Source organism: Archangium violaceum Cb vi76 (genome assembly GCF_000733295.1).
GTDB classification, from domain to species: Bacteria; Myxococcota; Myxococcia; order Myxococcales; family Myxococcaceae; genus Archangium; species Archangium violaceum.
Window position 1 is genome coordinate 89,943 of record NZ_JPMI01000227.1, and the last position, 23,498, is coordinate 113,440.

The window sequence follows — 23,498 nt, forward strand, 5'->3', positions numbered from 1 at the left end:
CCACGGCGTCAACCCGGACGCTGGGGTTCAACCTGGGGTGCGAGATACCCTCACCCCGTCCCTCTCCCGGGGGGAGAGGGGAGTTGTGCGTTATTCGGACGGGACGCTCACGAGGGGCTGCCAACGCGGTTTCACGGTGAGGGACATCGTCTCCCGGGCGGGGACGTCCACCTCCTCGCGATGGAGGGAGATCTCGAGCGCGTGCCAGTCTTGTACGGCGAAGAGGGTGTAGTGGCCCGCGGGCAGCATCCGGAAGCGGAAGTGGCCCTCTCTGTCCGGCTCGGTCCGGTGTCCGAAGGAGAAGCGCTGGTAGATCTGCTCTCGCGATCCTGGGAGGGGCTGCGCGCCCGTCACGAGGATGACCTCGGCGGCTTCTTCGGCGATGCGCACGTCCACGGCGGTTCCAGTCCGCTGGGCCTCGAAGTCCAGCGTCACCGTCCCGCTCGCCGGTACCTCCACCTCTCTGGGCAGGAATACGGGAGCCGGCTCCTCTCCTGGCAGGTGGATGCTGTCCACCTGCGCGATGTAGCGCCCCGCCTTCACCGGCCCCAGTGAGTACGTTCCTTCATCGAGGCTCGCGGAGTCCGCGTACTCGCCCTGGGGGGTGCTCAACTTCACCAGTCCGTGGTCGAGCAGCGTCCCTCCGGCGCGGATTTCACCCTGCACCCAGGCGCCCGCGCGCAGGGGGACCGTCACCTCCCGTGCCTCCGCCCCGAGCGGCACACTCGCCTTGAGGTACTCCGGGTGGCTCACGAGCACCAGCAAGGGCCTCGACTCCACGTTCTCCAGCACCAGTGTCCCATCGAAATCCGACTGGGGCGGGGGACGCGCTTCGTACTGGTGGGTGCCATCGGGTCCGGTGTGGACCTCGCGGATGTCGTAGATCAGCGAGCGATTCTCTTCAGGGTCCGCGCCCGAGGGATCTCTCAAGTCCACGATGGCGCTGTGCACGGGTTCGGACGTGGCCGCGTCCACCACGCGCACCCGCACCTGCCGCCCGCGGCTCAGCACCACGTCACCCAGATTCGAGTCCTCACCCTCGCGTCCCAGCACCTTGCGCACCGTGCCCGCCAGCCCGGATGCGGCGAAGGCCAGCACCATCTCGCCATTGCCGTGGATGGGCCAGCGGAACTCTCCCCGTGCGTCTTCTTGCACGAGCTCGTTGAGCAGGAAGCGGGTGACGGGCGAGCCATCCGGGCCCACCACCCGTCCGCGCACGTAGCCCAGGGACTCCAACACCAGGCGCACGTCGCTCGTCCCGGCGGAGAGCAGCACCCCCGAGAGCGGCCCGAGCGGCCGTCTCGTGCCTCCCGTGGCCCGGCTGTCGAAGGCGTAGCCGTCCTTGAGCGCCGTCACCAGCCAGGTCCCTGGACGCAGGTGGGGCACGGTGAAGCGTCCGTCAGGCCCCGTCTGGTTCGTCTGCCCGGTTCCCGAGAACCACGCTTCATCCAGTCGATCCGTGTAGGGCTCCAGCTCGGGATGCTCGTACTTGTGCGGGTCGACCATGGAGGCCGGAGCCAACCGCACCTCCGCGCCCGCCACGGGTCTTCCCTTCTGGTCCACCACCACGCCCGACAGCCGCAGGCCCTCCTCGAATTGCAGCCGGACCCGCTGCCGTTCCGAGTCGCGCAGCTCCACCACCCGCCGCACCGTGCGCAGGGGCGTGCTCTCCGGCATCGCGGCCACCACCGCGTATCGGCCGGGCTCGAGCCCCCTCAGCGTCACCCGTCCGGTCTCGTCCGTGTGGCCGGGCTTGTCATGGTAGGGGCTCTGGATGGGCTCGGGGAGGACATGGAGCTCGGCCTTCGCCACGGGCCGTCCGGACTCGTCCACCACCTCGGCTTCCACCGCCGCGCCCGAGCGCAGCACCAGCCTTGCTCCCTTCGCCGGGGCCTGCACCGGCCGCTCGGTCTCGACGAACTCCGCGTGCATCATGCGCACGGAGTACTCCCCGGGCTCCGGCGCATCCATGCGGAACGTCCCGTCCTCGCGGGAGTCCGTGAAGTCGAGGAGCCCTTCCGCCCCCGTTGCTTCCTCTCCAGGCCTGCGCAGCCAGAGCGACACCGCGCCCACCGGTTGGCCGGCCTCGTCCACCACCGTGCCCTCCACGAGCACCGCGTGCCGCAGCGTGAAGTCCAGGGTCTCCGACTCGGAGGCGATGGGGTGCGCCTGGCGTTTCGTGCCGACGTAGCCGTCCCCATCGGCGAAGACGGTGTAGAGCCCCGGCGCGAAGGGCCCTATCCGGTAGCGGCCGTCCGCGTCCGTCTGGGTCTCCTCGAAGACCCGCAGCAACGCGCGTCCCATGCCATCCGTCACCTGCACCGTGGCGCCTGGAAGGGGCTGGCCGTCCTCGTCCGAGATCCGGCCGCTCAGCCAGCACTCGCGAGCGAGCCCGAACCGCCAGCGCGAGCCCCATCCTCGTGAGGGCCATATCCTCCAGCCACCCTGGGAGGAGCCCTGTCCTCCTTCCGAGCCCGATAGCAGGCCCCAGAGGGAAAAGCCTCCGGGTGTTTCCCGCGGCTCGCCGTCACCGCGTGCAGTGGTCTCCGCGGAGGTGGGACTTGCTTTCGTGGAGGCAGCCGTCTTCGCGGGTGCTTCCCAGTAGGCGAACCAGAGCGCCGCGGCCAGCAGCGCGGCGCCGATGAGGATGCCCAACCATCGCCCCATTCGGATGTCTCCCTCGCGAGTGATGTTACAGGAGGCTCCAGCGCTGGGTCGCAGGTCACTCTCCCGTGGGCCGGGCGGCGGGCCTCAATAGTCGTAGTCGATGGCGTGGCGCTCCCAGTCGAGCTCCCTCAGGTGCTTCATCACCGCGGGGTCGATGGGGAAGGCGAACTCGTCCTGGAACCAGAGCACGGCCAGCCCCGAGTAGTCCTTGGAGGGGTCACTGGCCTCGTAGTGCGAATAGAAGCGGGCGATGCACACCACCGGGGGGAGGAGCATCGGCTGACTGCTTTGGGCGAACGGGGGCAGTGGGTCCCCGATGGGCCGCTCGGGAGGAGGGATCAAGTAGGGCGCGTACCCATTGGAATGTTTGCGTGCCCTCTCCAGGATGCGTTCGACGAAACGCTGGCTGTCCTCCCATTTCGGAACTCCCGGAATCGGCTCCTCGTACACCAGTGACTGCTCAAGGAACCGCAAGTGGATGGTCCGGCCCGATACCAGCTCTATCGTGTTCTGTTTCGCCATGGTTGCTCCCGGGGAATGGCCCTCACCGCCATGAGCTCGGCGCTCAGTAGGACAGCAACGCGCAGACCTTCTCTCGGCCCAGCCGCTCGCGCCCGGGCAGGAAGTCCAGCGAGATGAGGACGCTGAAGCCCACCACCTCTCCGCCGAGCTTCGTCACCAGGCGCGCCGTCGCCTCCGCGGTGCCGCCCGTGGCCAGCAGATCGTCCACGATGAGCACCCGGTCCCCACGGCCCACCGCGTCCTCGTGGAGCTGCAGCCCGTCGTCGCCGTACTCCAGGGAGTAACGCTCCGTCACCGTCTTGTAGGGCAGCTTCCCCGGCTTGCGCGCTGGAGCGAAGCCCGCGTGCAGGGCCAGGGCGATGGGCGCACCGAGGAGGAAGCCGCGTGCCTCCACGCCCACCACCTTGTTGATGTGGCGGCCACGGAAGGGCGCCGCCATCGCGTTCACCACCCGCCCGAAGAGGTGGGGATCCGCCAGCACGGGCGTCACGTCCTTGAAGAGGACTCCCGGCTTGGGAAAGTCCGGCACGTCGCGGACGCGGGCCTTCACGTCCTCGACGAGGTTGGAGTCATGACCGGGGACGAAGAGGGGAGGGGTGTTGCTCATGTGAAGAGCTCCGGGTTGACGCAGTGAGGGGGCTTCCGCCCTTCCAGCGCGGCGAGGAGATTATCCACCGCCATGGAGGCCATGCGTCCACGGGTTGCGTGGCTGGCGCTCGCGATGTGGGGGGCGAGCAGGACGTTGGGAAGGGTCATCAATGGGCTGTCGGAGGGCAGGGGCTCCGGGTCCGTCACATCCAGCGCGGCGCCGCCCAGGTGTCCGACGGACAGCGCCTCCACCAGGGCGGCCTGGTCCACCACCGGCCCCCGGGCCGTGTTCACCAGCAGGGCTCCCGGCTTCATGGCCGCGAATTCCGCCCGGCCCAGCCAGTGCCGGGTCTCCGCGTTCAGTGGCACGTGCAGCGAGACGAAGTCCGACTCGGCCAGCAGCGTGGCCTTGTCCACGCGGGTGAGGCCCAGCTCCGCCTCCAGGTCCGGCCGGGCCCGGCGGTTGACGTAGAGGAGCCGCATCCCGAAGCCGCGCGCCCGCCGGGCCATCGCCGCGCCGATGGCTCCCATCCCCACGATGCCGAGGGTTGCCCCGTGCACGTCCGTGCCCAGCAGCAGGCCGGGCTCCCACGTCCTCCACCGGCCCGCCCGGACGTACGCGTCCGCCTCGGCCACCCGCCGCGTCAGCCCCATCAGCAGGGCGAAGGCGAAGTCCGCCGTCGTCTCCGTGAGCACCCCCGGCGTATTGCCCACGGGGATGCGCCGCGCGGTGCACGCCGCCACGTCGATGTTGTCGTACCCGACGGCCACGTTGCTGACGGCCCGGAGGCGGTGGGCGCGGTCGAGCAGGGGCTCGTCCACCTGGTCGGTCAGCAGGGTGATGAGCCCGTCCACCTCCCGGGCCTCCGAGAGCAGCACGTCGCGTGGGGGAGGCAACTGCTCTTCCCACACCCGGAGTGAGACCTGAGCGGCCAGCCGGGCCAGCGCGTCTCCGGGAAGTTGTCGCGTGACGAAAACTCGGGGGCGTGTGGGGCGTTCCATGTCGACCGCCGATGCTCGCACAGCCGCGAGCCGTGCGGTGGATGACCGAGCAACCATCGCCCGTTCATCGACCTGCATTTTTCCCACGACGGAGGCTGCCCCGTCTGTGGTAATCGAATGGATTCCCCTCGCCACCGGGGGGGAAGGGACTTGCGAGAACGTGCCCTCCACCGCCGACAACCGAGAAGCTTCTTTCCCGCCTGATGGCCAGTGGCTGCGCGCCCTCAAGGCGGAAGTTCAGCCCACCACCTTCAAGAAGGGCCGCGAAGTCGCGGAAACGCGCCGCGTCTTCGGCCTCCAACGGGAGGGGGATCTCATCCGGGCCCAGGTAGCCGGCTCCAACTCGCCGCAGGCGCGCTACGACGTGTCGCTCGAGGTGGGCAACGGCAAGCCCACCTCCAAGTGCACCTGCCAGTCGTGGAACGTCTACGGGCCGCACTGCAAGCACGTGGTGGCCGCGGCGCTCGTCTATGCCGCCCGGCTGCGCGCCTCGATGATCGCCTCCTCGGCGGCCGCCGCATCCGCTGCCTCGGCTGCCCCCAAGCCGGCCCCCCCCGTGGCCGACGCCGCTCCCGATGAGCCCTCGGTGGACGGCGAGGTGGACACTGATTCCGAGGTTCCCGTTCCCTCGGTGGACTCGCCCCTGATGGACGCGGTGAGCCTCCCCGCGCTCGCCAAGGTGGAGAGCTGGCTGGGCCTCTCCGCCCTGCCGGACTACGAGTTCCTCTACCGGCTCACGCCCTCCAACACGGGTCCCGGTGGCCGTCACTGGCTGATGGACGTGCGCCGCCAGGACGCGCAGATGAAGGGGCCCGTGCACATCAAGCGCATGCTCCAGGCCGGCACCCGCATCGCCCCGGCCGACGAGCGCGTCTTCATCCTGCTCGCCAGGCACGAGCAGCGGTACGACTCGCGCATCGTCCTCTCCGACGAGGACCTGTGCGAGATGTTCGAGTTCCTGCGCCAGCGCCGCGTCATCTACCGTGGCACCGCGCTGCTCTTCTCGGACGAGCCGGTGCGGCCGCAGATCCACCTCGAGTCCCGCCCGGACGGAGCCACGGCCCGTATCGAGCTGCTCATGCCGGATGGGACGAGCCTGGCCCTCAAGGACGCGATCCTGCTGGCGGGCATGCGCACGTACATCATCACCGCGCAGACGCTCTCGCCGGTGGAGCCGGACCTGCCTCCGCGCCTGGTGCGCAAGTGGCTGCTGGAGCCCACCATGTCCTTCCCGGTGGGGCAGTTGGATCGGGTGCTCACGTTCTTCGCCGCCCACCTGCCGCGCTTCCAGATGGCGCTCAAGGCGGACGACATCGACGTGGACGAGTCGGTGGAGCCCCGCTTCCTGCTCACGCTCGAGGGGACGCCCGAGCGCGTGAAGGTGCAGCTGGCGGCGCGCTACGGGCAGACCACCGTGCCCGTGTCCCCCACGGCCTCGCACCTGGGTTATGCCAGTGGCGTGGGCACGGATGGCCGCAAGCTGTACCGGCGCCGCGAGGAGCTGGAGCGCGCCGCGGGCAAGCGTCTGCAGGAGCTGGGCATGCGCTACGACGGCCACACCCACGCCTACGAGACGAGTGGGGATGGGGCCATCGAGTTCTGGGCGCGCGGGCTCGCGTCGCTGCCCGAGGACTGGGAGCGCTACGGGGTGCAGGCGCCCAAGGTGAGGCTGCGGCCCAAGCTGCGTCCGCGCATCCGCGTGGGCATGAGCGGGGTGAGCTGGTTCGAGCTGGATGCCGAGTTCATCACCGATGATCAGGCGGTGGACCTGGGCGCGGTGCGCATGTGGCTCGACTCGGGCCGGCGCTTCGTTCCGCTGAAGGACGGCACCTACGCCGAGGCGGACCTCGCGGAGCTCAAGCGCGCCGCGGACCTGTTGGAAGAGGCGGGTGCCATGCCCGGCCGCACCCGCACGCGCCTGCCACTGCACCAGGCCGTCGCGTTGGATCTGCTCATCGAGCTCGGCGAGTTCACCGAGGTGGAGGCCAAGGCGCGCAAGGCGATGACCGAGCTGCGCGACACCAACGGCGTGCCCAAGGTGGCGCTGCCCGAGGGCCTCCAGGCCACGTTGCGCCACTACCAGGAGGCGGGTCTGTCCTGGCTGTGGTTCCTCCACCGGCACGGGCTGTCCGGCATCCTCGCGGACGACATGGGTCTCGGAAAGACGATCCAGTCCTTGAGCCTGCTGCAGAAGGTGGCCAACGATGAGGGCCGCAAGCCGTCGCTCGTGGTGGCGCCCACCAGCGTGCTCGCCAACTGGGAGCGCGAGGCCGAGCGCTTCACCCCGGGCCTCAAGACGGTGGTGTGGCACGGCCAGGACCGCAAGGAGCGCGTGGAGGATCTCAAGGGCGCGGACCTCGTGCTCACGTCCTACGCGTTGGTGCGCAGGGATCTGGAGGCGCTCAGCGAGGTGGGCTTCCGCTACGTCATCCTCGACGAGGCGCAGAACATCAAGAACGCGGACAGCGCCACGGCGCAGGCGTGCAAGTCGCTGCCGAGCGACACGCGGCTCGCGCTCACGGGTACGCCGCTGGAGAACCGGCTCAGCGAGCTGTGGAGCCTCTTCGACTTCCTGATGCCGGGTTTCCTCGGCAGCGCGGAGGGCTTCAGCGACCGTTTCGAGCAGCCCATCCAGGTGGCCAACGACAGCGCGGTGCGTGACCGTCTGCGCCGCCGCATCCAGCCCTTCATCCTGCGCCGTCTGAAGACGGAGGTGGCCAAGGACCTGCCGCCCAAGACGGAGAGCGTGGCGTGGTGCGAGATGGAGCCCGGGCAGGCGGCGCTCTACCGCGAGGTGCTCGAGGAGAGCCGCCGCAAGGTGAACGAGTCCATCGAGAAGATGGGCTTCAAGCGCAGCCGCGTCTCCATCCTCGCGGCGCTCATGCGCCTGCGCCAGGTGTGCTGCGATCCGCGCCTGCTCAAGATGCCGCCCGGCACGTTGCTGCCCAGCAGCGCGAAGCTGGAGCGCTTCGGCCAGTTGGTGGACGACCTCGTCGCCGAAGGCCACCGCGCGCTCGTCTTCAGTCAGTTCACCGAGATGCTGGAGCTGCTCAAGGGCGAGGCGGACCGCCGGGGCCTGCGCTACCTCTACCTGGACGGCCGGACGAAGGACCGCATGGGCAAGGTGGACGAGTTCAACCGTCCGGACGGGCCGCCGCTCTTCTTCATCAGCCTCAAGGCGGGTGGCACCGGCCTCAACCTCACCGCGGCCGACTACGTCATCCACTACGATCCGTGGTGGAACCCGGCCGTGGAGGACCAGGCGACCGACCGTACCCACCGCATCGGCCAGACGCGCGCGGTCATCAGCTACAAGCTCATTACCCGCGGCACCGTGGAGGAGAAGATTCTCAGCCTCCAGAAGCGCAAGAAGGACCTGGCCGCGGGCGTGCTCAGCGCGGATGGAGACTTCGGCAAGCTGCTGACCGAGTCGGACATCGTCGACCTCTTCCAGGGCGAGTGACCCGGGAGGGCTACAAGAGAGTCCGACTCCTCACATCACCCTCCGTGCATGCAAGCTGCCGCACGAGCCTCGGGACGGAACGCTTGTGCAGTGTCAGAGCCCACTGCTAGGTTGTTCAGGTACGGTCCGAATGGCGAAGGAGGGCACCGTGCTGCTGGGCTTGCGCATTTCGAATGTGGCGGTGATCGAGGAGGTGGAGGTGACGTTCGGGGCCGGCCTGACCGTGCTCACGGGCGAAACGGGGGCGGGCAAGTCCATTCTGGTGGACGCCCTCGGGCTGCTGCTGGGCGGGCGGGCGGATGCGGACGCCATCCGCGCGGGATGCGACGAGGCCTCGGTGGAGGGTGTCTTCGAGCGCACCCCCGTGCTGGCCACCCGGATGGAGGAGTTGGGCGTGCCGGACCTCGGGGACGAGGTGCTGGTGCGCCGCGTGGTGGGCCGCAATGGCCGCGCCAAGGCCTACATCAATGGTTCGCTGGTGACGGTGGGCGTGCTGGCGCGCTTCATGCGCGGCACGGTGGACATCGCCGGCCAGCACGAGCACGTGAGCCTCTTCGACGCCGGACTGCACCGGGTGCTGCTGGACCGCTACGGGCGGTTGGAGGAGCAGCTCGCCGCCTATGGCCGTGACTACGCGGCGGTGGCGGAGGTGGTGTCCCGCATGGAGGCGCTGGGCGGGGACGAGTCCCGGCTGCGCGAGCGCGCCGAGTTCCTGCGCTTCCAATTGGATGAGATCTCCCGCCTGGAGCCGGAGTCGGGCGAGGACGTGCGGCTGGACGCCGAGCGGCGCCGGCTGGCGGGCTCGGAGAAGCTGAAGCGGCAGGGCGCCGAGGCGGAGCAGCTGCTGTCCGGTGAGGAGTCGAGCGCGGTGGAGACGGTGGGCCGCGCGCTGGGGCTGGTGACCGAGGCGGCGAAGTGCGACGCCACGCTGGCGCCGGTGGCGGAGTCGCTGGGGTCTGCCCTCGCGGAGCTGGAGGAGGCGCAGCGCCGGCTCGGCCGGTACGTGGAGGGTCTGGAGTCCGACCCGGCCCGGTTGAGCGAGGTGGAGGATCGCCTGGACGCCCTCAAGCGGCTGTGCCGCAAGCACGCCACCACGCTGGACGGTGTGCTGCAGAAGCGCGACGCGCTGGAGACGGAGCTGTCCACGCTGGACAACCGGCAGGAGGTGCTGGAGCAGCTCGCCCGGGAGCGCAAGGCCGCGGAGGAGCGGGCGCGCCGCAGTGGCGAGGCCCTGTCGCGGGCGCGCTCCGCGTGCGCCGTCTCCTTTGGAACGCAGGTGCGGGAAGGCCTGGGGATGCTCGCGCTGGGCAAGGCCGCCTTCGAGGTGCGGGTGACGCCCGGCACCCAGCTCAAGGCCGAGGGCCTGGACGAGGTGGAGTTCTTCTTCAGCGCCAACCCGGGTGAGCCTCCCCGGCAGCTGGCCAAGGTGGCTTCCGGCGGTGAGGCCTCGCGCCTCCTGCTGGCCCTCAAGCGTGCACTGGCGGACAGTGATGGCTGCGGCTGCTACATCCTGGACGAGGCGGACTCGGGGGTGAGCGGCGCCATCGCGGACGTGGTGGGCCGGATGATTCGGGACGTCAGCGGGCACCGTCAGGTGCTGTGCATCACCCACCTGCCGCAGGTGGCGGCCTACGCGGATGCCCACCTGCTCATCCGCAAGGGGCTCAAGGGCGAGCGGACCGTCTCGGAGGTGGTGCCTCTGGAGGCGGGGGCGGCGCGCACCCAGGAGCTGGCGCGGATGATGTCCGGTGTCGAGGTGACGCGAGAGGCCCTGGGAGCGGCCGAGGCCCTGGTCCGCTCGGCCCACCGGGCGTCGGGACCCCCCCGGTCCCGGAGGGAGCCGGCCCCGGATGGTGGCCCCCGGAACAGGCTGCGCCGCAGTGCGTAGCCGGGTACGTGCAACGCCTCCTTGCTCCGATAAGGTCCCTCACATAGCATCCAGCCCGTGTCCAGAACCGCAGGGCAGACCGCGGCTCCCCGCATGAAGGTCGTCTCGGCCGGCCTCACGGATGTGGGGCGTAAGCGCAACCATAATGAAGACAGCTTCCTGATCGACGACGAGCTACAGCTCTATGTCGTCGCGGATGGCATGGGCGGCCATGCCGGGGGCGGTACCGCCTCCCGCATCGCCGTCGAGACCATCGACAAGGAGCTTCGACGGGCCCGTGAAGGTCGGGACAACCCGTTCGTCACCACCTCCAACCTGCAGGACGCGCTCCTGCCGGATGCCTTGCGTACGGCGGTGGAGAGGGCCTGTCTGGCCATCTTCACCACCGCGCAGGAGGATCCGCGCCTCTCGGGCATGGGAACCACGGTCATCTCGCTCGTCGTGCGAGACAACCAGGCGTTCTTCGCGCACGTGGGCGACAGTCGCGCCTACCTCGTCCGGGGTCCCCTCATCCAGCAGATCTCCGAGGACCACTCGCTGGTCAACGAGCAGATCAAGGCCGGGATGATCACCCCCGAGGAGGCCAAGCACTCCCGCTACAAGAACATCATCACGCGTTCGGTGGGCTTCGAGGAAGAAGTCCAGGTGGACGTGATGGGGGTGGTGGCGGAGCCAGGAGACGTCTTCCTGCTGTGCTCGGACGGTCTCGCCAACATGGTCGAGGACCGGGAACTGCACGAGGCGGTGCAGTCCTCGGCCAGCCTCGCCGACGTTCCCAAGCGGCTCATCGACCTGGCGAACGAGCGTGGCGGCGACGACAACATCACCGTCATCGTCGTTCAGGTTTCAGCCTGAAATCAGGGCGCTCCGAGTGGGCGCCTGGAATTGTTCCACGCGACTGGACGTGGAACGTCGGGTGTCGTGTGTCCTCACTTGACACCCTGAGAAGTCGGGTGGTAGCTGCCCAAACGATTCCTGTGTCCTGAGAGGCACGATGGATGACGGATGGGCGGGTGTCGGGGCGTGGGGGAGATGAAGCGCACTCGGGCATGACCTAGATTCTGGCCCCGGGTGCGCACGCCGAAGCGCTGAGGCGCACAAGGGAGCTGGCATTGGCGAAAAAGTCCTACACCCTGATCGTGGTCCCGGACCACGAATCTCCGGTCAAGCGCTACCGCGTGCAGAAGTCGCTGTTCCTCCAGGTGGGGGGCGGGGCTCTGCTGCTGGCGGGATTGGCCCTGGGGGCCACCTTCCACTACTTCCAGGTGGCTCGGGACGCGGCGGAGAATCGGATTCTTCGTGAGGAGAACCTGACGCTGCGCGGGCAGTTGAAGTCGGTTCGGGAGCGCATCGAGCACATTGGCTCCACGCTGGACCGGGTGGAGCGGTTCGACCAGAAGCTGCGGGCCATCACGCTGTTGTCGGATCCGCAACGCAACCTGGCCATGGGTCCGGTGGAGCAGGAGCCGGGGGTGGGTTCTCCGGCGGCGGAGACGGCGTTCACCGAGCTGGCGAGCATGGAGTCGCCCAAGGCGCTGACGGGGAAGCTGGACCGGCTGAGCGCCGAGGCCACCCGGCAGGAGCAGAGCCTCCACGAGCTGCAGGCGTACTTCCAGGATCAGAAGTCGCTGTTGGCCTCCACGCCGTCGCTGTGGCCGACGCGTGGCTGGGTGACGAGTGATTTCGGCTCGCGGTTGGATCCGTACACGGCGGACCGGGTGATGCACGCGGGCATGGACATCGCCGCGCCGCACGGCAAGGACGTCTTCGCGCCGTCGGACGGCACGGTGGTGTTCGCGGGCCTGGAGGGCGGTTACGGCAACGTGATCGTCATCGACCACGGGTACGGCATCAAGACGCGCTACGGCCACCTGGCGAAGATCCTGGTGAAGGCGGGTGACCGGGTGAAGCGTGGCGGGCTGATCGCGGCGGTGGGCAACACGGGCCGCTCGACGGGTCCGCACCTGCACTACGAAGTGCGCGTGAACGGCATCCCGCAGAACCCGCGCAAGTTCATCCTCGAGGAGTAATCACCCCTCAGGTTGAATCCCGCGGAAGCCCCCTCTCCCTCTGGGAGAGGGTTGGGGTGAGGGTCATCGGACCTTCACCCCATTCGCATTTCAGGGCTCCGAGCGTCCGGGAACGAACCCCCCGAGCTGAAGCCGCCGCTTCTGTAGCCCTCCAGCGTTCCCCATGCGCTCCAGGGTATAGGCGCGCTCGAGCTCGCCCCACACGAGAGGCCCCAGCACCTGCCAGTGGGTGGGCTGCTCGATGGTGAGCTCCAGCAGGGCGAGCGTGAAGTCCGGAGCCTCGGCGCCCGCCGGCAGCACCGCACGAGCGTCCGCGGAGAGCCGGGAGCGGGTGGGCTCGCGGAGCGCCTCCGTCACCGTGAGGCCCGAGGTGGGCACCAGCAGCACGGCGAAGTTGTCCCCCTGCAGCCGCACGAGCTTCGCTCCGGGAAACTGGGAGCGCAGGGACTCCACCACGGCCCGCAGCATCGCATCGCCGGCGGGGAAACCGTGGCGCGCGTTGACGTGGATCATCCCCTTCACGTCGGCGATGAGCGCGCCCAGCGTCCAACCCGCGTGGTGCGCGTGGGTGGAGAGGTCGAACTCCTCCTTGAGGAGGGTCCCCTGCGTGAGGGCGAGGGGATTGAGCGCGCCCGTCGCATCCGGCACGCCGCGGCGGGCGTGCTCCTCGTCGAGCAGGCGTTGGAGCGCGACCTTCACGGGCTCGGGCGAGCGCTGCACGAGCCGGGGGTAGAGGGTCACCAGCGCGGTGGCCATGGCTTCGTCGATGGCGTAGGGCATGGCCGTTCTTTAACCGCGAGGGGCGCTCTAGGTCACCTTGTGCGCGGTGACGGTGACCTCGTCGCGGTCGTGGTAGAGCTGGCGCATCGTCAGGCCCTGCCAGCCGCCCTCCTGGGTGAGGATGTGCCGCACCCGCACGAGGATGGGGTTCTTGTCCTTCATGGGCAGCTTGATGTTGGCCACCAGGTGCGAGGCCCAGCCGCGCCGGCCCCACTTGGCCAGGAGCTGAGCCACCTCGATGGGCCGCCAGGCCATGTCGCAGAAGAGCCAGTCAGCGGGCTCCTCGGGGGCGTAGGCGAAGGCGCTCTCCTGGATGTGCTCCACGCGGGGCTGCCGGGCCAGCTCGGGCATGAGCTTCGCCGGGTCCACGGCGATCACCCGCGCGCCGCGAGCCACCAGCCGCTGCGTCCACCCGCCGGGCGCCGCGCCGAGGTCCACACACACCTCACCCCGGCCCGGCTCGAAGGGCAGGTTGACGAGCGCCTCTTCCAGCTTCATCGCCGCGCGAGAGGGGGAGTCGGCCGAGCGCCGCATGCGCTGACGTCCACCTGGCGAGAGCGACAGGGCCTCGCGCGCGGGCACCGTGCCCACCAGCACCACTCCGGGCGCCACACACAGCTCGGCGAGCGTGGCCCCGGCCTCACGCGCCCGCCATGTCTCCTCCAGCAGCCGCTCCGGGGGCAGTCGTGCCCGCACCGCTTCCAGCAGGGCATCCGCCTCGTCGGCCATCCGGTTGCCGGCCGGGCTGTCCGGCGTGAACGCTTGGAGCACCAGCGAGCCGGTGGGCACCGCCTCGAGCACCCGGGCGGAGATGGACTCGGCGAGCTGCTCGGGAGGTTGATCGGACGGCAGCGAGGCCTGCACGCGGATGCCCGTGCGGGCGAAGACGGGGGGCTCGGCCGGGCGCTTCTCGCTCTCCACGAGCACCTCGCCCAGCAGCCGGGGGGACGCTCCTGCCCACGCCAGCTCCTCGAACAGGTGGGGCTCGAAACCGGCACGGCAGGTCCAGAGCCACCGCCCGGGTTGTGAAGGGAGAGTGGGCGCCGGTATGGGCGGTGGCTTCACCCGGGGTGGAACCGCGGGATGTGGCATGGGCGCCGGCTTCGCCCCCCGAGCAGGGGGGGAACCCTTCTGAGGGCGTGGAGCTGGGCGCCTTGCGGGACGATGGGTCTCTTTTCGACGGGAGGGCATTGCGTGGCCTCGGTTCCGCTTTACTCTGTCCTGCCGCTCGCGCGGCGGCCAATCGGGTGGAATGACGCGGGAGAAACGCATGGTTTCCTTCCTGCATCCCACCTACAATCCAGGGATTTCCCTTCACTCGCCGCGTCCCTTCGAGGATTCTCCGGCGAGAGAGTCAGAATCGCATGATCGAATGGACGCTGAAGAAGATCATCGGGACGAAGAATGAGCGCGAGCTCAAGAAAACGTACCCGAAGGTAGCCCGCATCAATGAGCTGGAGAGCAAGATGCGGGCGCTCAAGGATGAGGATTTCCCCGCCGCCACCGCACGGATGAAGCAGGAGGTCCAGAACGGCCGCCCGCTGGACGAGCTGCTGTACGACGCCTTCGCGATTACCCGCGAGGCCGCCCGCCGGGTGATCGGCCAGCGGCACTACGACGTGCAGATGATCGGCGGCATGTTCCTCCACCAGGGGTGCATCTCGGAGATGCGCACCGGTGAGGGCAAGACGCTCACCGCCACGCTGCCCTCGTACCTCAACGCCCTGTCCGGCCGCGGCGTGCACGTGGTGACGGTGAACGACTACCTCGCCCGGCGCGACGCCGAGTGGATGGGCCGCGTGCACCGCTTCCTGGGCATGACCACCGGCTGCATCCTCCACGAGCTGAACGATCGTCAGCGCCAGGAGTCCTACCGGGCGGACATCACCTACGGGCAGAACAACGAGTTCGGCTTCGACTACCTGCGCGACAACATGAAGTTCCGCCTGCAGGACTACGTCCAGCGCGAGCTGAACTTCGCCATCGTGGACGAGGTGGACTCCATCCTCATCGACGAGGCCCGCACCCCGCTCATCATCTCCGGTCCCACCGACGACACCACCGACAAGTACTACAACGTCGACAAGGTGATTCCGGGCCTGGTGCCGGACCAGGACTACATCCTGGACGAGAAGCACAAGTCGGTGTCCCTCACCGACGCGGGCATCGAGAAGATCCAGCAGCGGCTGAAGATCAACAACCTCTACGATCCGGGAGAGATCGAGACCCTCCACCACGTGGAGCAGGCCCTGCGCGCCCACACGCTCTACAAGCGTGACCGCGACTACGTGGTGCGCGACGGCGAGGTCATGATCGTCGATGAGTTCACCGGCCGCCTCATGGCGGGCCGCCGCTGGTCGGACGGCCTGCACCAGGCCGTCGAGGCCAAGGAAGGCGTGAACATCGAGAACGAGAACCAGACGCTGGCGACCATCTCGTTCCAGAACTACTTCCGCATGTACTCCAAGCTCTCGGGTATGACCGGCACCGCCGACACCGAGGCCGAGGAGTTCGCGAAGATCTACAACCTCGAGGTCCGGGTGGTGCCCACCAACCGGGCGATGATCCGCAAGGATCAGGACGACGTCGTCTACAAGACGGAGCGCGAGAAGTTCGAGGCGGTGGCCAAGGACATCGTCGAGCTGCACAAGAAGGGGCAGCCGGTGCTGGTGGGGACCGTGTCCATCGCCAAGAGCGAGGTGGTGGCCAACTTCCTCAAGTCTCAGGGCATCCCCCACAACGTGCTCAATGCGAAGCAGCACGAGCGCGAGGCGGAGATCGTCGCGCAGGCGGGCCGCAAGGGCGCGGTCACCATCGCCACCAACATGGCCGGCCGAGGCACGGACATCCTCCTGGGTGGCAACCCCGAGGTGATGGCCAAGTCCGAGGTGGGCGCCGAGCCCCAGGCTCCCGCCGTGACGACGACGCCGGACGGCCAGCCGGTGGACATGACCGGCTACCAGCAGGCGCTCGCCGACTACAAGCAGCGCTTCGAGGCCGCGCTGGCGAAGTACAAGGAGCAGACGCAGAAGGAGCGCGAGGAAGTGGTGGCCGCTGGCGGCCTCTACATCATCGGCACCGAGCGTCACGAGTCGCGCCGCATCGACAATCAGCTGCGTGGCCGCGCCGGCCGCCAGGGTGACCCGGGTGGCAGCCGCTTCTACCTGTCGCTCGAGGACGACCTGATGCGCATCTTCGGGTCCGAGCGCATCTCGGGCCTGATGGAGCGCCTGGGCATGGAGGAGGGCGAGGTCATCGAGCACGTGTGGCTCAGCCGCGCCATCGAGAGCGCCCAGCGGCGTGTCGAGGGTCACAACTTCGACATCCGCAAGAACCTGCTCGAGTACGACGACGTGATGAACCAGCAGCGGCGCACCATCTACAAGCTGCGCCGCAAGGTGCTGGCCGCCGGTGCCGGCATCCCGCTGGTGGAGTACGACGAGGACAAGAAGACCCGCGCGAAGATCCGCTCCGAGCAGATCGTCTCCTGGGCGGATTACCGGGAGCTGCTCCTGGACGCGGTCGAGGACGTCATCGTCTCGCAGACCGACACCTACTGCCCGTCCAGGAACCCGGCGTCGTGGGACCTGGAGGCGCTCACCCGCGGGGTGAAGGAGTCGCTCAACCTGGAGCTGTCCTTCGAGAACGTGGGCTCGCGCGAGCAGCTGCAGGAGGACATCTACAAGGCGGCGGAGAAGGTCATCCAGACGCGTGAGCAGGAGTTCGGCGAGGAGTTCCTGCGCTTCCTCCAGGTGCGCTACCTGGTCACCATCGACACGCTGTGGAAGGACCACCTGCTGGCGATGGACCACCTGCGCCAGGGCATCGGCCTGCGCGGTTACGGCCAGAAGGACCCGAAGCAGGAGTACAAGAAGGAGGGCTACAACGGCTTCATGCAGATGCTGGGCGCCATCAGCACCCAGTTCGCGATGCAGATGATGCGGGTGCAGGCCAAGGGCGCCTCCGACGCGGCCGAGGAGGCCGCCCGGCTGGCCCGGCAGATGGCCCAGCGCCAGCGTCAGATGCAGGAGGGCCGTGCGGACTCCGAGGGCAAGCTGGCCGAGGCCGCCGCCCCCCGTCCGGCCGCCGCCACCCGCCAGGGCGCTCCGGCCGGAGGCCCCAAGCTGGGCCGCAATGATCCGTGCCACTGCGGCAGCGGCAAGAAGTACAAGAAGTGCCACGGGGCGAGCGAGGCCAGCGTCTAGGCGCCCCCCGGCGGGCCGGGCCCCAGCCCTCCTGGGTGCCCGGCTTCCGTCCACCATTTCCCACCCCGCGTCGCGAAGCTTGCACCGGCGGCATGGGTTTTGTTAGAGAAGCCCGCCCGCCGCCAGCCCCTGGCTGGTGGTGGGTTTGTCGTTCCAGTCAACCCACTACACACACGTTCTTGCCGGCCCTCGGTGCTCCTGTTCGGGAGCAAACGGCCGGAATCCTTACGGAACGTGGAGGAAGAACCGAGATGGAAACGCAAGACAATACGACTCAGCAGCAGGCCATGGCCGCCGCCAGCGGCATCACGATGCGGCAGCTCCTGGAGGCCGGTGTTCACTTCGGCCACCAGACGAAGCGCTGGAACCCGAAGATGAAGCCCTACATCTTCGGCGCCCGCAACGGCATCTACATCATCGACCTCCAGAAGACGGTCAACATGGCCCGCGCGGCCTTCCGCTTCGTGTCGGACATCACCGGCCGCGGCGGCTCGGTGCTCTTCGTGGGCACCAAGAAGCAGGCGCAGGACGTCATCCAGGAGGAGGCGCGCCGCGCCGGTCAGTTCTTCGTCACCAGCCGTTGGCTGGGTGGCACGCTGACCAACTTCAAGACGATCAAGCAGGGCATCGACCGCCTGAAGACGCTCGAGAAGATGGCCGAGGACGGCACCTTCGAGCGCCTCCCGAAGAAGGAAGTGGCGGCCCTCGAGCGTGAGCGCGAGAAGCTGGAGAAGAACCTGGGCGGCGTGAAGGAGATGACCAAGCTGCCCAAGTGCATCTTCGTGATCGACCCGAAGAAGGAGCACATCGCCGTGCACGAGGCCAACCGCCTCGGCATCCCGGTCATCGGCGTGGTGGACACCAACTGCGACCCGGACGGCATCGACTTCGTCATCCCGGGCAACGACGACGCCATCCGCTCCATCAAGCTCTTCACCTCGAAGATCGCCGAGTCGTGCATCGAGGGCGGGGCTCGCTACCGCGCCAGCGGGGCGGCCGACCGTGAGGAGGATGAGGGCCGTGAGGAGCGTGGCGATCGCCGCGACCGTGACGACCGGGGCGACCGCCGTGGGCCGCGCCGCGGTGACCGGGGTGGTGAGCGCCGGGGTGGTGACCGGGGCGGCGAGCGCCGCGGTCCCCTCGTGGAGATGAAGGGCGCTGCCCCTGCCTCCGCGGGCGAGGCCTCCGAGGGTGGCGAGGGCGGGGAGACGACCGCCGAGTAGTGCCGCCGCGCTCCCTCCGAGGAGCGCCTGGAGTCCAGCCGGGCGGCGCTTGGTCGCTGCCCGGCTTTTCCTTTTCAACCCCAGCAGTACCTTCAAACTCAATTCCCCCCCAGTCACGGGGTGGGTCCCTGGAGACGAACATGGCCGAGGTCAGCGCCACGATGGTGAAGGAGCTCCGCGAGAAGACCGGCGCGGGCATGATGGATTGCAAGAAGGCCCTCGCCGAGACCGGCGGTGATTTCACCAAGGCCGAGGAGTGGCTGCGCAAGAAGGGCATCTCCCGCGCCGCGGGCAAGGCCAGCCGCGTGGCCGCCGAGGGCATGATCGGCACCTACGTCCACGGTGGCCGCATCGGCGTCATCGTGGAGGTCAACTGCGAGACGGACTTCGTGGCCCGCAACACGGACTTCCAGGACCTGGTCAAGGACGTGGCCATGCAGGTCGCCGCGGCCAACCCCAAGTTCGTGAGCCGCGAGGAGGTCCCCACCGAGCAGCTGGACAAGGAGAAGGAGATCCAGCGCGAGCTGCTCAAGCAGGCGGGCAAGCCCGAGGCCATGTGGGAGAAGATCCTCGTGGGCAAGGTGGAGAAGTACTACGAGCAGGTGTGCCTCGTGGACCAGCTCTGGGTGAAGGACGACAAGAAGAAGGTCGGTGAGATGATCACCGAGCGTGCGGCGAAGATCGGCGAGAAGGTCGCCGTGCGCCGCTTCGTCCGCTACGAGGTGGGTGAGGGCATCGAGAAGAAGAAGGATGACCTGGCCGCCGAGGTGGCCAAGACGCTGGGCCAGGCCTAGCCGTCCGCCGCCCGCCGTGCCGAGGGCCGCACGTTCCGGTATTCCCCGGGGCGTCGCGGCCCTTGCCGTTCGTGGGGCCGGGAGCCAGGGGAGGGGCTACTGGCGGACGGCCGAGGCACTCGGGCGTTGATCGCCGCCGGGGCGAGGGATACAAGCGGGGCCAATGTCCGCTCCAGCCACGGCCCGTCGTTACAAGCGCATCCTCCTCAAGCTGTCGGGCGAAGCCCTGATGGGGGAGGGGAAGTACGGCATCCATCCTCCCACGCTGTCGCGCATCGCCTCGGAGCTCAAAGAGGTGGCGGAGGCGGGCGTGGAGCTGGCCGTGGTCATCGGCGGCGGCAACATCTTCCGCGGCGTGGCGGGCTCCACCGAGGGCATGGATCGCGCGAGCGCCGACTACATGGGCATGCTCGCCACCTGCATCAACTCCATGGCCATGCAGGACGCGCTGGAGAAGCAGGGCTGCCACACCCGGGTGCTCTCGGCCATCAAGATGGAGCAGATCGCCGAGCCCTACATCCGCCGGCGCGCGGTGCGCCACCTGGAGAAGGGCCGCATCGTCATCTTCGCCGCGGGCACCGGCAACCCGTACTTCACCACGGACACCGCCGCTTCCTTGCGCGCCATGGAGATCAACGCCGAGGTCATCCTCAAGGCGACCAAGGTGGATGGCATCTACAGCGCGGATCCGAAGAAGGATCCCACGGCGCGGCGCTACCGGACGCTGACGTACATGGACGTCCTCAAGCAGAATCTGAACGTGATGGATTCCACGGCCATCTCGCTCTGCATGGACAACAAGCTGCCGATCATCGTGTTCGATCTGACCCAGCGCGGTAACATCGGCAAGGCCATCCTGGGCGACGCGGGCGAGATCGGAACCGTGGTGGGCGTGGGCGAGACGGCCTGGGCCTGAGAGAAGCACGGACGCGCTTCACTTCATAAGGAGACCTGCACATGGCAGACGCCGTGACCGAACTGAAGGGCCGTATCGACAAGACGCTCGATGATCTCCGTCGGGAATTGACGAAGGTGCGCACGGGCCGCGCCAGTCCCAACCTGCTCGACGGCATCCGGGTGGACTACTACGGCACGCCCACCCCGCTGAGCGGCGTGGCCAACATCACCTCGCCCGAGCCCCGGCTCATCATCATCAAGCCGTGGGAGAAGAGCGTCCTCAAGGACATTGAGAAGGCCATCCGCGAGGCCAACCTCGGCATCAACCCGATGAACGACGGTGAGGTCATCCGCCTGCCCTTCCCGCCCCTCACCGAGGAGCGGCGCAAGGAGATCGCCAAGCAGGTGAAGACCAAGGGCGAGGAGCACAAGGTCGCCATCCGCAACATCCGCCGCGACTCGAACGAAGCCATCAAGGCGCAGCTCAAGGACAAGAAGATCACCGAGGACGACTCCAAGCGCCTGACGGAAAAGGTGCAGAAGGAGACGGACGACGGCGTGAAGAAGGTGGACGAGATCATCTCCAAGAAGGAGAAGGAAGTGATGGAGGTCTGAGATGGCCTTCATTCTCGTCGCGGAGCCATCCGCCTCGGTGGCCGGGGCGCTGCGCAAGTTCCTGGAGAACGCCGGCCATGAGGTGACGGTCGCGTCCGAGGTCCGGGATGCGCTGGAGCGGGTGCGCGAGCTGGCGCCCGCGTTGGTGCTGGCTTCTGTCACGGAGAGCTTCGACGGCGAGACGCTCTGCCGGCAGGTGAAGGAGGAGGCACCGACGATTCCGGTGCTCCTGCTGTACCTGCCGGAAGAGGAGCAGCCGGAGGCGCGCGCGGCCGCCGCGGGCGCGGAGGCGTGCCTGGTGGGTCCGCTGAAACGGGCCACCGTGGTGTCCTGCGTGAGCCTGATGATGCAGCTGGCGCAGGCCCGGGAGACGGTGTCGGTGGTGCGCACCGAGATGCAGTTGATGCAGCATCAGGGGCCCCGCCGTGAGCCGAGCTCGTCCGGAGCGGACCTGGAGTTCCTCAAGCGGCTGCTCTTCATGGAAGTGAAGCGCAGCCGCCGGTACCGCTACCCCATTTCCTACCTGTTGCTGGAGCCGGACCGGTACGCGGAGCGGCTTGCCACGCTGCCGGCGGCCCAGCGCACGTCCGCGCTGGCGGAGGTGCTCCGGCGGCTCTCCGAGGCGCTGCGAGACATCGACGTGGCGGTGCCGTTCGCCGAGGGTCGCTTCATCGTCTTCCTGCCGTACACGCCGCACGAGGGAGCGATGGTGGTGGCGGAGCGGCTACGGCAGCGGGTGAAGGAAGTGGAGTCGGTGCCGGGGCTGACGGCGTCCATGGGCCTGGCGGTGTTCGAGCCGTCGGCGCAGAAGGGCCAGGCGCAGGTGAGCTTCGGCAGCCTCATGAAGGAGGCGGGAGACGCGCTGCGCCGGGCTCAGGCCGCGGGCGGAGATCGCGTCGAGGGCGGCCGTCAGACGCCCGCGGAACCCGCCGCCGAGTAACCCACCCTCTCAACCCAGGCTCCCCACTCCTCCCTCTCCCTCTGGGAGAGGGTCGGGGTGAGGGTGTCGGGCATCTCGGGTCGAGCCGGGATTACCCCGGGTACACCAGCTCCTGACCGGAGATGTCCCGCACCACGTCCGCCACGAAGCGGAACAGCTCGAGCCCCTTCCCCTTGTCGTCCAGCCAGGAGCCGCTGGCGGTGTCATAGGAGAAGTGGATGCCCTGCGAGCGGCCCGCGACCCAGATCTGCCGCACGGCGCGCTGGGTGTTGACGATGCACTTCTCGCGAGAGGGCGTGGTCAGGGTGACCATGTCACCCATGCTCTCGGCCTCGAGGTCATCCGGGTCGAGCGCATCCGCGGCGGCCATGATGCGCTTGAACGCCGCGGAGACGAGCTGGTTGTAGCTCGCTTCGTCCATCATCGGTGGAGCCTCCAGGAAACGGAGCGGCTACTGGATGACGTCGAGCACCTGCTGGCCGGGAGCGGCGAAGAACAGCAGCTTCGCCGGGGCGGGCGCGACGCCGGGCTCGGTGGAGTCCGGGCGCTCGATGGCGATGATGGTGCCCGGGTTCACCTGCTTGGGGAAGGACTGCATGCCCAGCAGGTGGGTGGCCAGCGCGCCCATGGACGGCTGGTGGCCCACGAGCACGATGTTCTCACCCGTGTGATCGTCGAGGACGGGGGTCACGGCGCCCACCGGCATGTCCGGCAACAGGCAACGGTGGGCCCGCAGGGTGCCCTCGTGCTTGAGGATGGTGGAGAGCAACTGCGCCGTCTGAACCGTGCGCACCAACGGGCTCGTGAGCACGAGCGAAACCGGACCGATACGCTCCGCCAGCGACGCGAAATGCGCGGCCGTGCTGGCTCGGGCCTTGGCAGTGAGCGCGCGTGCCTCGTCACCGAGTCCCTCGGGGGCCTCCGCGTCCGCCTCGCCGTGCCTTACCAGGAAGATCCTCAAGGTGCCTCCACCGCTCTGAACGGACCGCGGTTCGTACACGACCGCGCCCGGGTTGGTCAAAGGTAATACGGCGATTGTTGGTTGGTGGCGGCCCCTCCCGCCGGTGGGCAGGCAGCCTGGGGCCGTTCCGCCCGGAGCGGATGCAATCCCGTCCGTGGCCGACTGTGTGTGGACGTATACTCCGCCCCTCGTGTGACCGGGGAGGACCCCTGGAGGAGTGTGGATGCGCAAGCTGCTGTGGGTGCTATTCGCCGCGGGAGTGCTGTCCGGCTGCAAGAAGGAGGAGGCCCCCGCGCCTGCCCGGCAGGCCGCCGGGACGGAGGCCGGAGAGGGCTCGCGGGAGGCCCCCACCGAGGCCCCCGAGGCGTTCGATGACAGCAAGCCCTATGCCCTCACCCAGGCGAAGCTGGACGCCTACGTCGGCTACCAGCGCCAGGTGCTGGACGCCTACGCCGCCATGGCCCGGGAGCTCCAGGCCGCCAAGGCCCGGCTCACCGCCGGCACGCTGGACGCGCAGGGCAGGCCCGTGGGCATGACCGAGTCCATGAAGGCCATCGAGAGCAAGGCCGAGTCCGAGGCCCAGGCCCGCCGCGCGGCTGGCCTCTCCGAGGAGGACGTCAACCGCATCGGCTCCCTCATCACGGACGTCATCACCCAGCGCCACATGGCCGCCATGCTGGACCTCGCCGGCGAGCTCGAGAAGCTCGAGGAGATGCAGGCCCGCCTCAAGCCCGAGCAGCAGAAGGAGCTGGCTCCCCAGATCGAGGTCATGCGCCAACGCGTGGAGGAGACCGAGAAGCTCGTCTCCGTCCGGAAGATCCACGGGGATGCCAATGTGGACCTCGTGCTGACCCGCGAGCAGGACCTGATGCGGAACTACCAGGACATGCTCAAGTCCTTCGGCGGGAAGGCGCAGTAGGGGG

19 protein-coding genes are annotated in these 23,498 nt (G+C 68.6%); 11 read left to right on the forward strand and 8 right to left on the reverse strand.

What is annotated here, in order from left to right:
* Window positions 1–90: 90 nt before the first annotated feature.
* The 4 genes from Q664_RS30410 to Q664_RS30425 form a co-directional block, all read right to left on the reverse strand.
* Window positions 91–2,667, reverse strand: a complete 2,577-nt coding sequence (locus tag Q664_RS30410) for an MSCRAMM family protein (protein ID WP_084610459.1) — start codon at window positions 2,665–2,667, stop codon at window positions 91–93.
* A gap of 84 nt (window positions 2,668–2,751) precedes the next feature.
* Window positions 2,752–3,189 (reverse strand): hypothetical protein, encoded by a 438-nt coding sequence (locus Q664_RS52885; protein ID WP_052518866.1) that lies wholly within the window; start codon window positions 3,187–3,189, stop codon window positions 2,752–2,754.
* A gap of 43 nt (window positions 3,190–3,232) precedes the next feature.
* Window positions 3,233–3,796 (reverse strand): adenine phosphoribosyltransferase, encoded by a 564-nt coding sequence (locus Q664_RS30420; protein WP_052518867.1) that lies wholly within the window; start codon window positions 3,794–3,796, stop codon window positions 3,233–3,235.
* Entirely contained in the window at window positions 3,793–4,779 is a 987-nt protein-coding gene (locus tag Q664_RS30425; RefSeq protein WP_043403529.1) for a 2-hydroxyacid dehydrogenase, read from the reverse strand. Before Q664_RS30425 ends, Q664_RS30420 begins: the two co-directional genes overlap by 4 nt.
* Window positions 4,780–4,939: 160 nt before the next feature.
* Here Q664_RS30425 and Q664_RS30430 point away from each other — a divergent pair, with 160 nt between their 5' ends.
* The 4 genes from Q664_RS30430 (at window position 4,940) to Q664_RS30445 (ending at window position 12,160) form a co-directional block, all read left to right on the forward strand.
* Window positions 4,940–8,242, forward strand: coding sequence for a DEAD/DEAH box helicase (locus tag Q664_RS30430; protein ID WP_043403530.1), 3,303 nt, complete (start codon window positions 4,940–4,942; stop codon window positions 8,240–8,242).
* Window positions 8,243–8,390: 148 nt separating this feature from the next.
* On the forward strand, window positions 8,391–10,130 hold the full coding sequence (recN, locus tag Q664_RS30435; protein ID WP_043403559.1) for a DNA repair protein RecN: 1,740 nt from the start codon (window positions 8,391–8,393) through the stop codon (window positions 10,128–10,130).
* Between the two features lie 93 nt (window positions 10,131–10,223).
* Entirely contained in the window at window positions 10,224–10,985 is a 762-nt protein-coding gene (locus Q664_RS30440) for a Stp1/IreP family PP2C-type Ser/Thr phosphatase (RefSeq protein ID WP_198956148.1), read from the forward strand.
* A gap of 257 nt (window positions 10,986–11,242) precedes the next feature.
* Window positions 11,243–12,160, forward strand: coding sequence for a M23 family metallopeptidase (locus Q664_RS30445; protein WP_043403532.1), 918 nt, complete (start codon window positions 11,243–11,245; stop codon window positions 12,158–12,160).
* A 90-nt stretch (window positions 12,161–12,250) separates the two neighbouring features.
* On the opposite strand, the gene Q664_RS30450 is transcribed toward Q664_RS30445, so the two are convergent.
* On the reverse strand, window positions 12,251–12,940 hold the full coding sequence (locus Q664_RS30450) for a diguanylate cyclase domain-containing protein (protein ID WP_043403533.1): 690 nt from the start codon (window positions 12,938–12,940) through the stop codon (window positions 12,251–12,253).
* Window positions 12,941–12,967: 27 nt separating this feature from the next.
* Window positions 12,968–14,032 carry a 23S rRNA (cytidine(2498)-2'-O)-methyltransferase RlmM gene (gene rlmM / locus Q664_RS30455; RefSeq protein ID WP_235216942.1) on the reverse strand — a complete coding sequence of 355 codons (1,065 nt, stop codon included), beginning with the start codon at window positions 14,030–14,032 and terminating at the stop codon, window positions 12,968–12,970.
* A 272-nt stretch (window positions 14,033–14,304) separates the two neighbouring features.
* Here rlmM and secA point away from each other — a divergent pair, with 272 nt between their 5' ends.
* The 6 genes from secA (at window position 14,305) to Q664_RS30485 (ending at window position 21,614) form a co-directional block, all read left to right on the forward strand.
* Entirely contained in the window at window positions 14,305–17,145 is a 2,841-nt protein-coding gene (gene secA, locus Q664_RS30460; protein WP_043403534.1) for a preprotein translocase subunit SecA, read from the forward strand.
* Window positions 17,146–17,396: 251 nt separating this feature from the next.
* Complete coding sequence (rpsB, locus tag Q664_RS30465; protein WP_063934780.1) at window positions 17,397–18,368, forward strand: 30S ribosomal protein S2; 972 nt, start codon at window positions 17,397–17,399, stop codon at window positions 18,366–18,368.
* A 140-nt stretch (window positions 18,369–18,508) separates the two neighbouring features.
* Window positions 18,509–19,162: a translation elongation factor Ts gene (gene tsf / locus Q664_RS30470; protein ID WP_043403535.1), complete on the forward strand. Its 654-nt coding sequence runs from the start codon at window positions 18,509–18,511 to the stop codon at window positions 19,160–19,162.
* A gap of 163 nt (window positions 19,163–19,325) precedes the next feature.
* Entirely contained in the window at window positions 19,326–20,078 is a 753-nt protein-coding gene (gene pyrH / locus Q664_RS30475) for a UMP kinase (RefSeq protein WP_043403536.1), read from the forward strand.
* Between the two features lie 41 nt (window positions 20,079–20,119).
* Window positions 20,120–20,674 (forward strand): ribosome recycling factor, encoded by a 555-nt coding sequence (frr, locus tag Q664_RS30480; protein ID WP_043403537.1) that lies wholly within the window; start codon window positions 20,120–20,122, stop codon window positions 20,672–20,674.
* 1 nt (window position 20,675) lies between these two features.
* Window positions 20,676–21,614, forward strand: coding sequence for a diguanylate cyclase (locus Q664_RS30485; protein ID WP_043403538.1), 939 nt, complete (start codon window positions 20,676–20,678; stop codon window positions 21,612–21,614).
* Window positions 21,615–21,705: 91 nt separating this feature from the next.
* Here the strand turns inward: Q664_RS30485 and cyaY are convergent, their stop codons facing one another.
* On the reverse strand, window positions 21,706–22,038 hold the full coding sequence (gene cyaY / locus Q664_RS30490) for an iron donor protein CyaY (RefSeq protein WP_043403539.1): 333 nt from the start codon (window positions 22,036–22,038) through the stop codon (window positions 21,706–21,708).
* A gap of 27 nt (window positions 22,039–22,065) precedes the next feature.
* Window positions 22,066–22,575: a SixA phosphatase family protein gene (locus tag Q664_RS30495; protein ID WP_043403562.1), complete on the reverse strand. Its 510-nt coding sequence runs from the start codon at window positions 22,573–22,575 to the stop codon at window positions 22,066–22,068.
* A 223-nt stretch (window positions 22,576–22,798) separates the two neighbouring features.
* Between Q664_RS30495 and Q664_RS30500 the strand changes: the two genes are divergently transcribed.
* Window positions 22,799–23,494, forward strand: a complete 696-nt coding sequence (locus tag Q664_RS30500) for a hypothetical protein (protein WP_043403540.1) — start codon at window positions 22,799–22,801, stop codon at window positions 23,492–23,494.
* The last annotated feature ends 4 nt before the right edge of the window (window positions 23,495–23,498 follow it).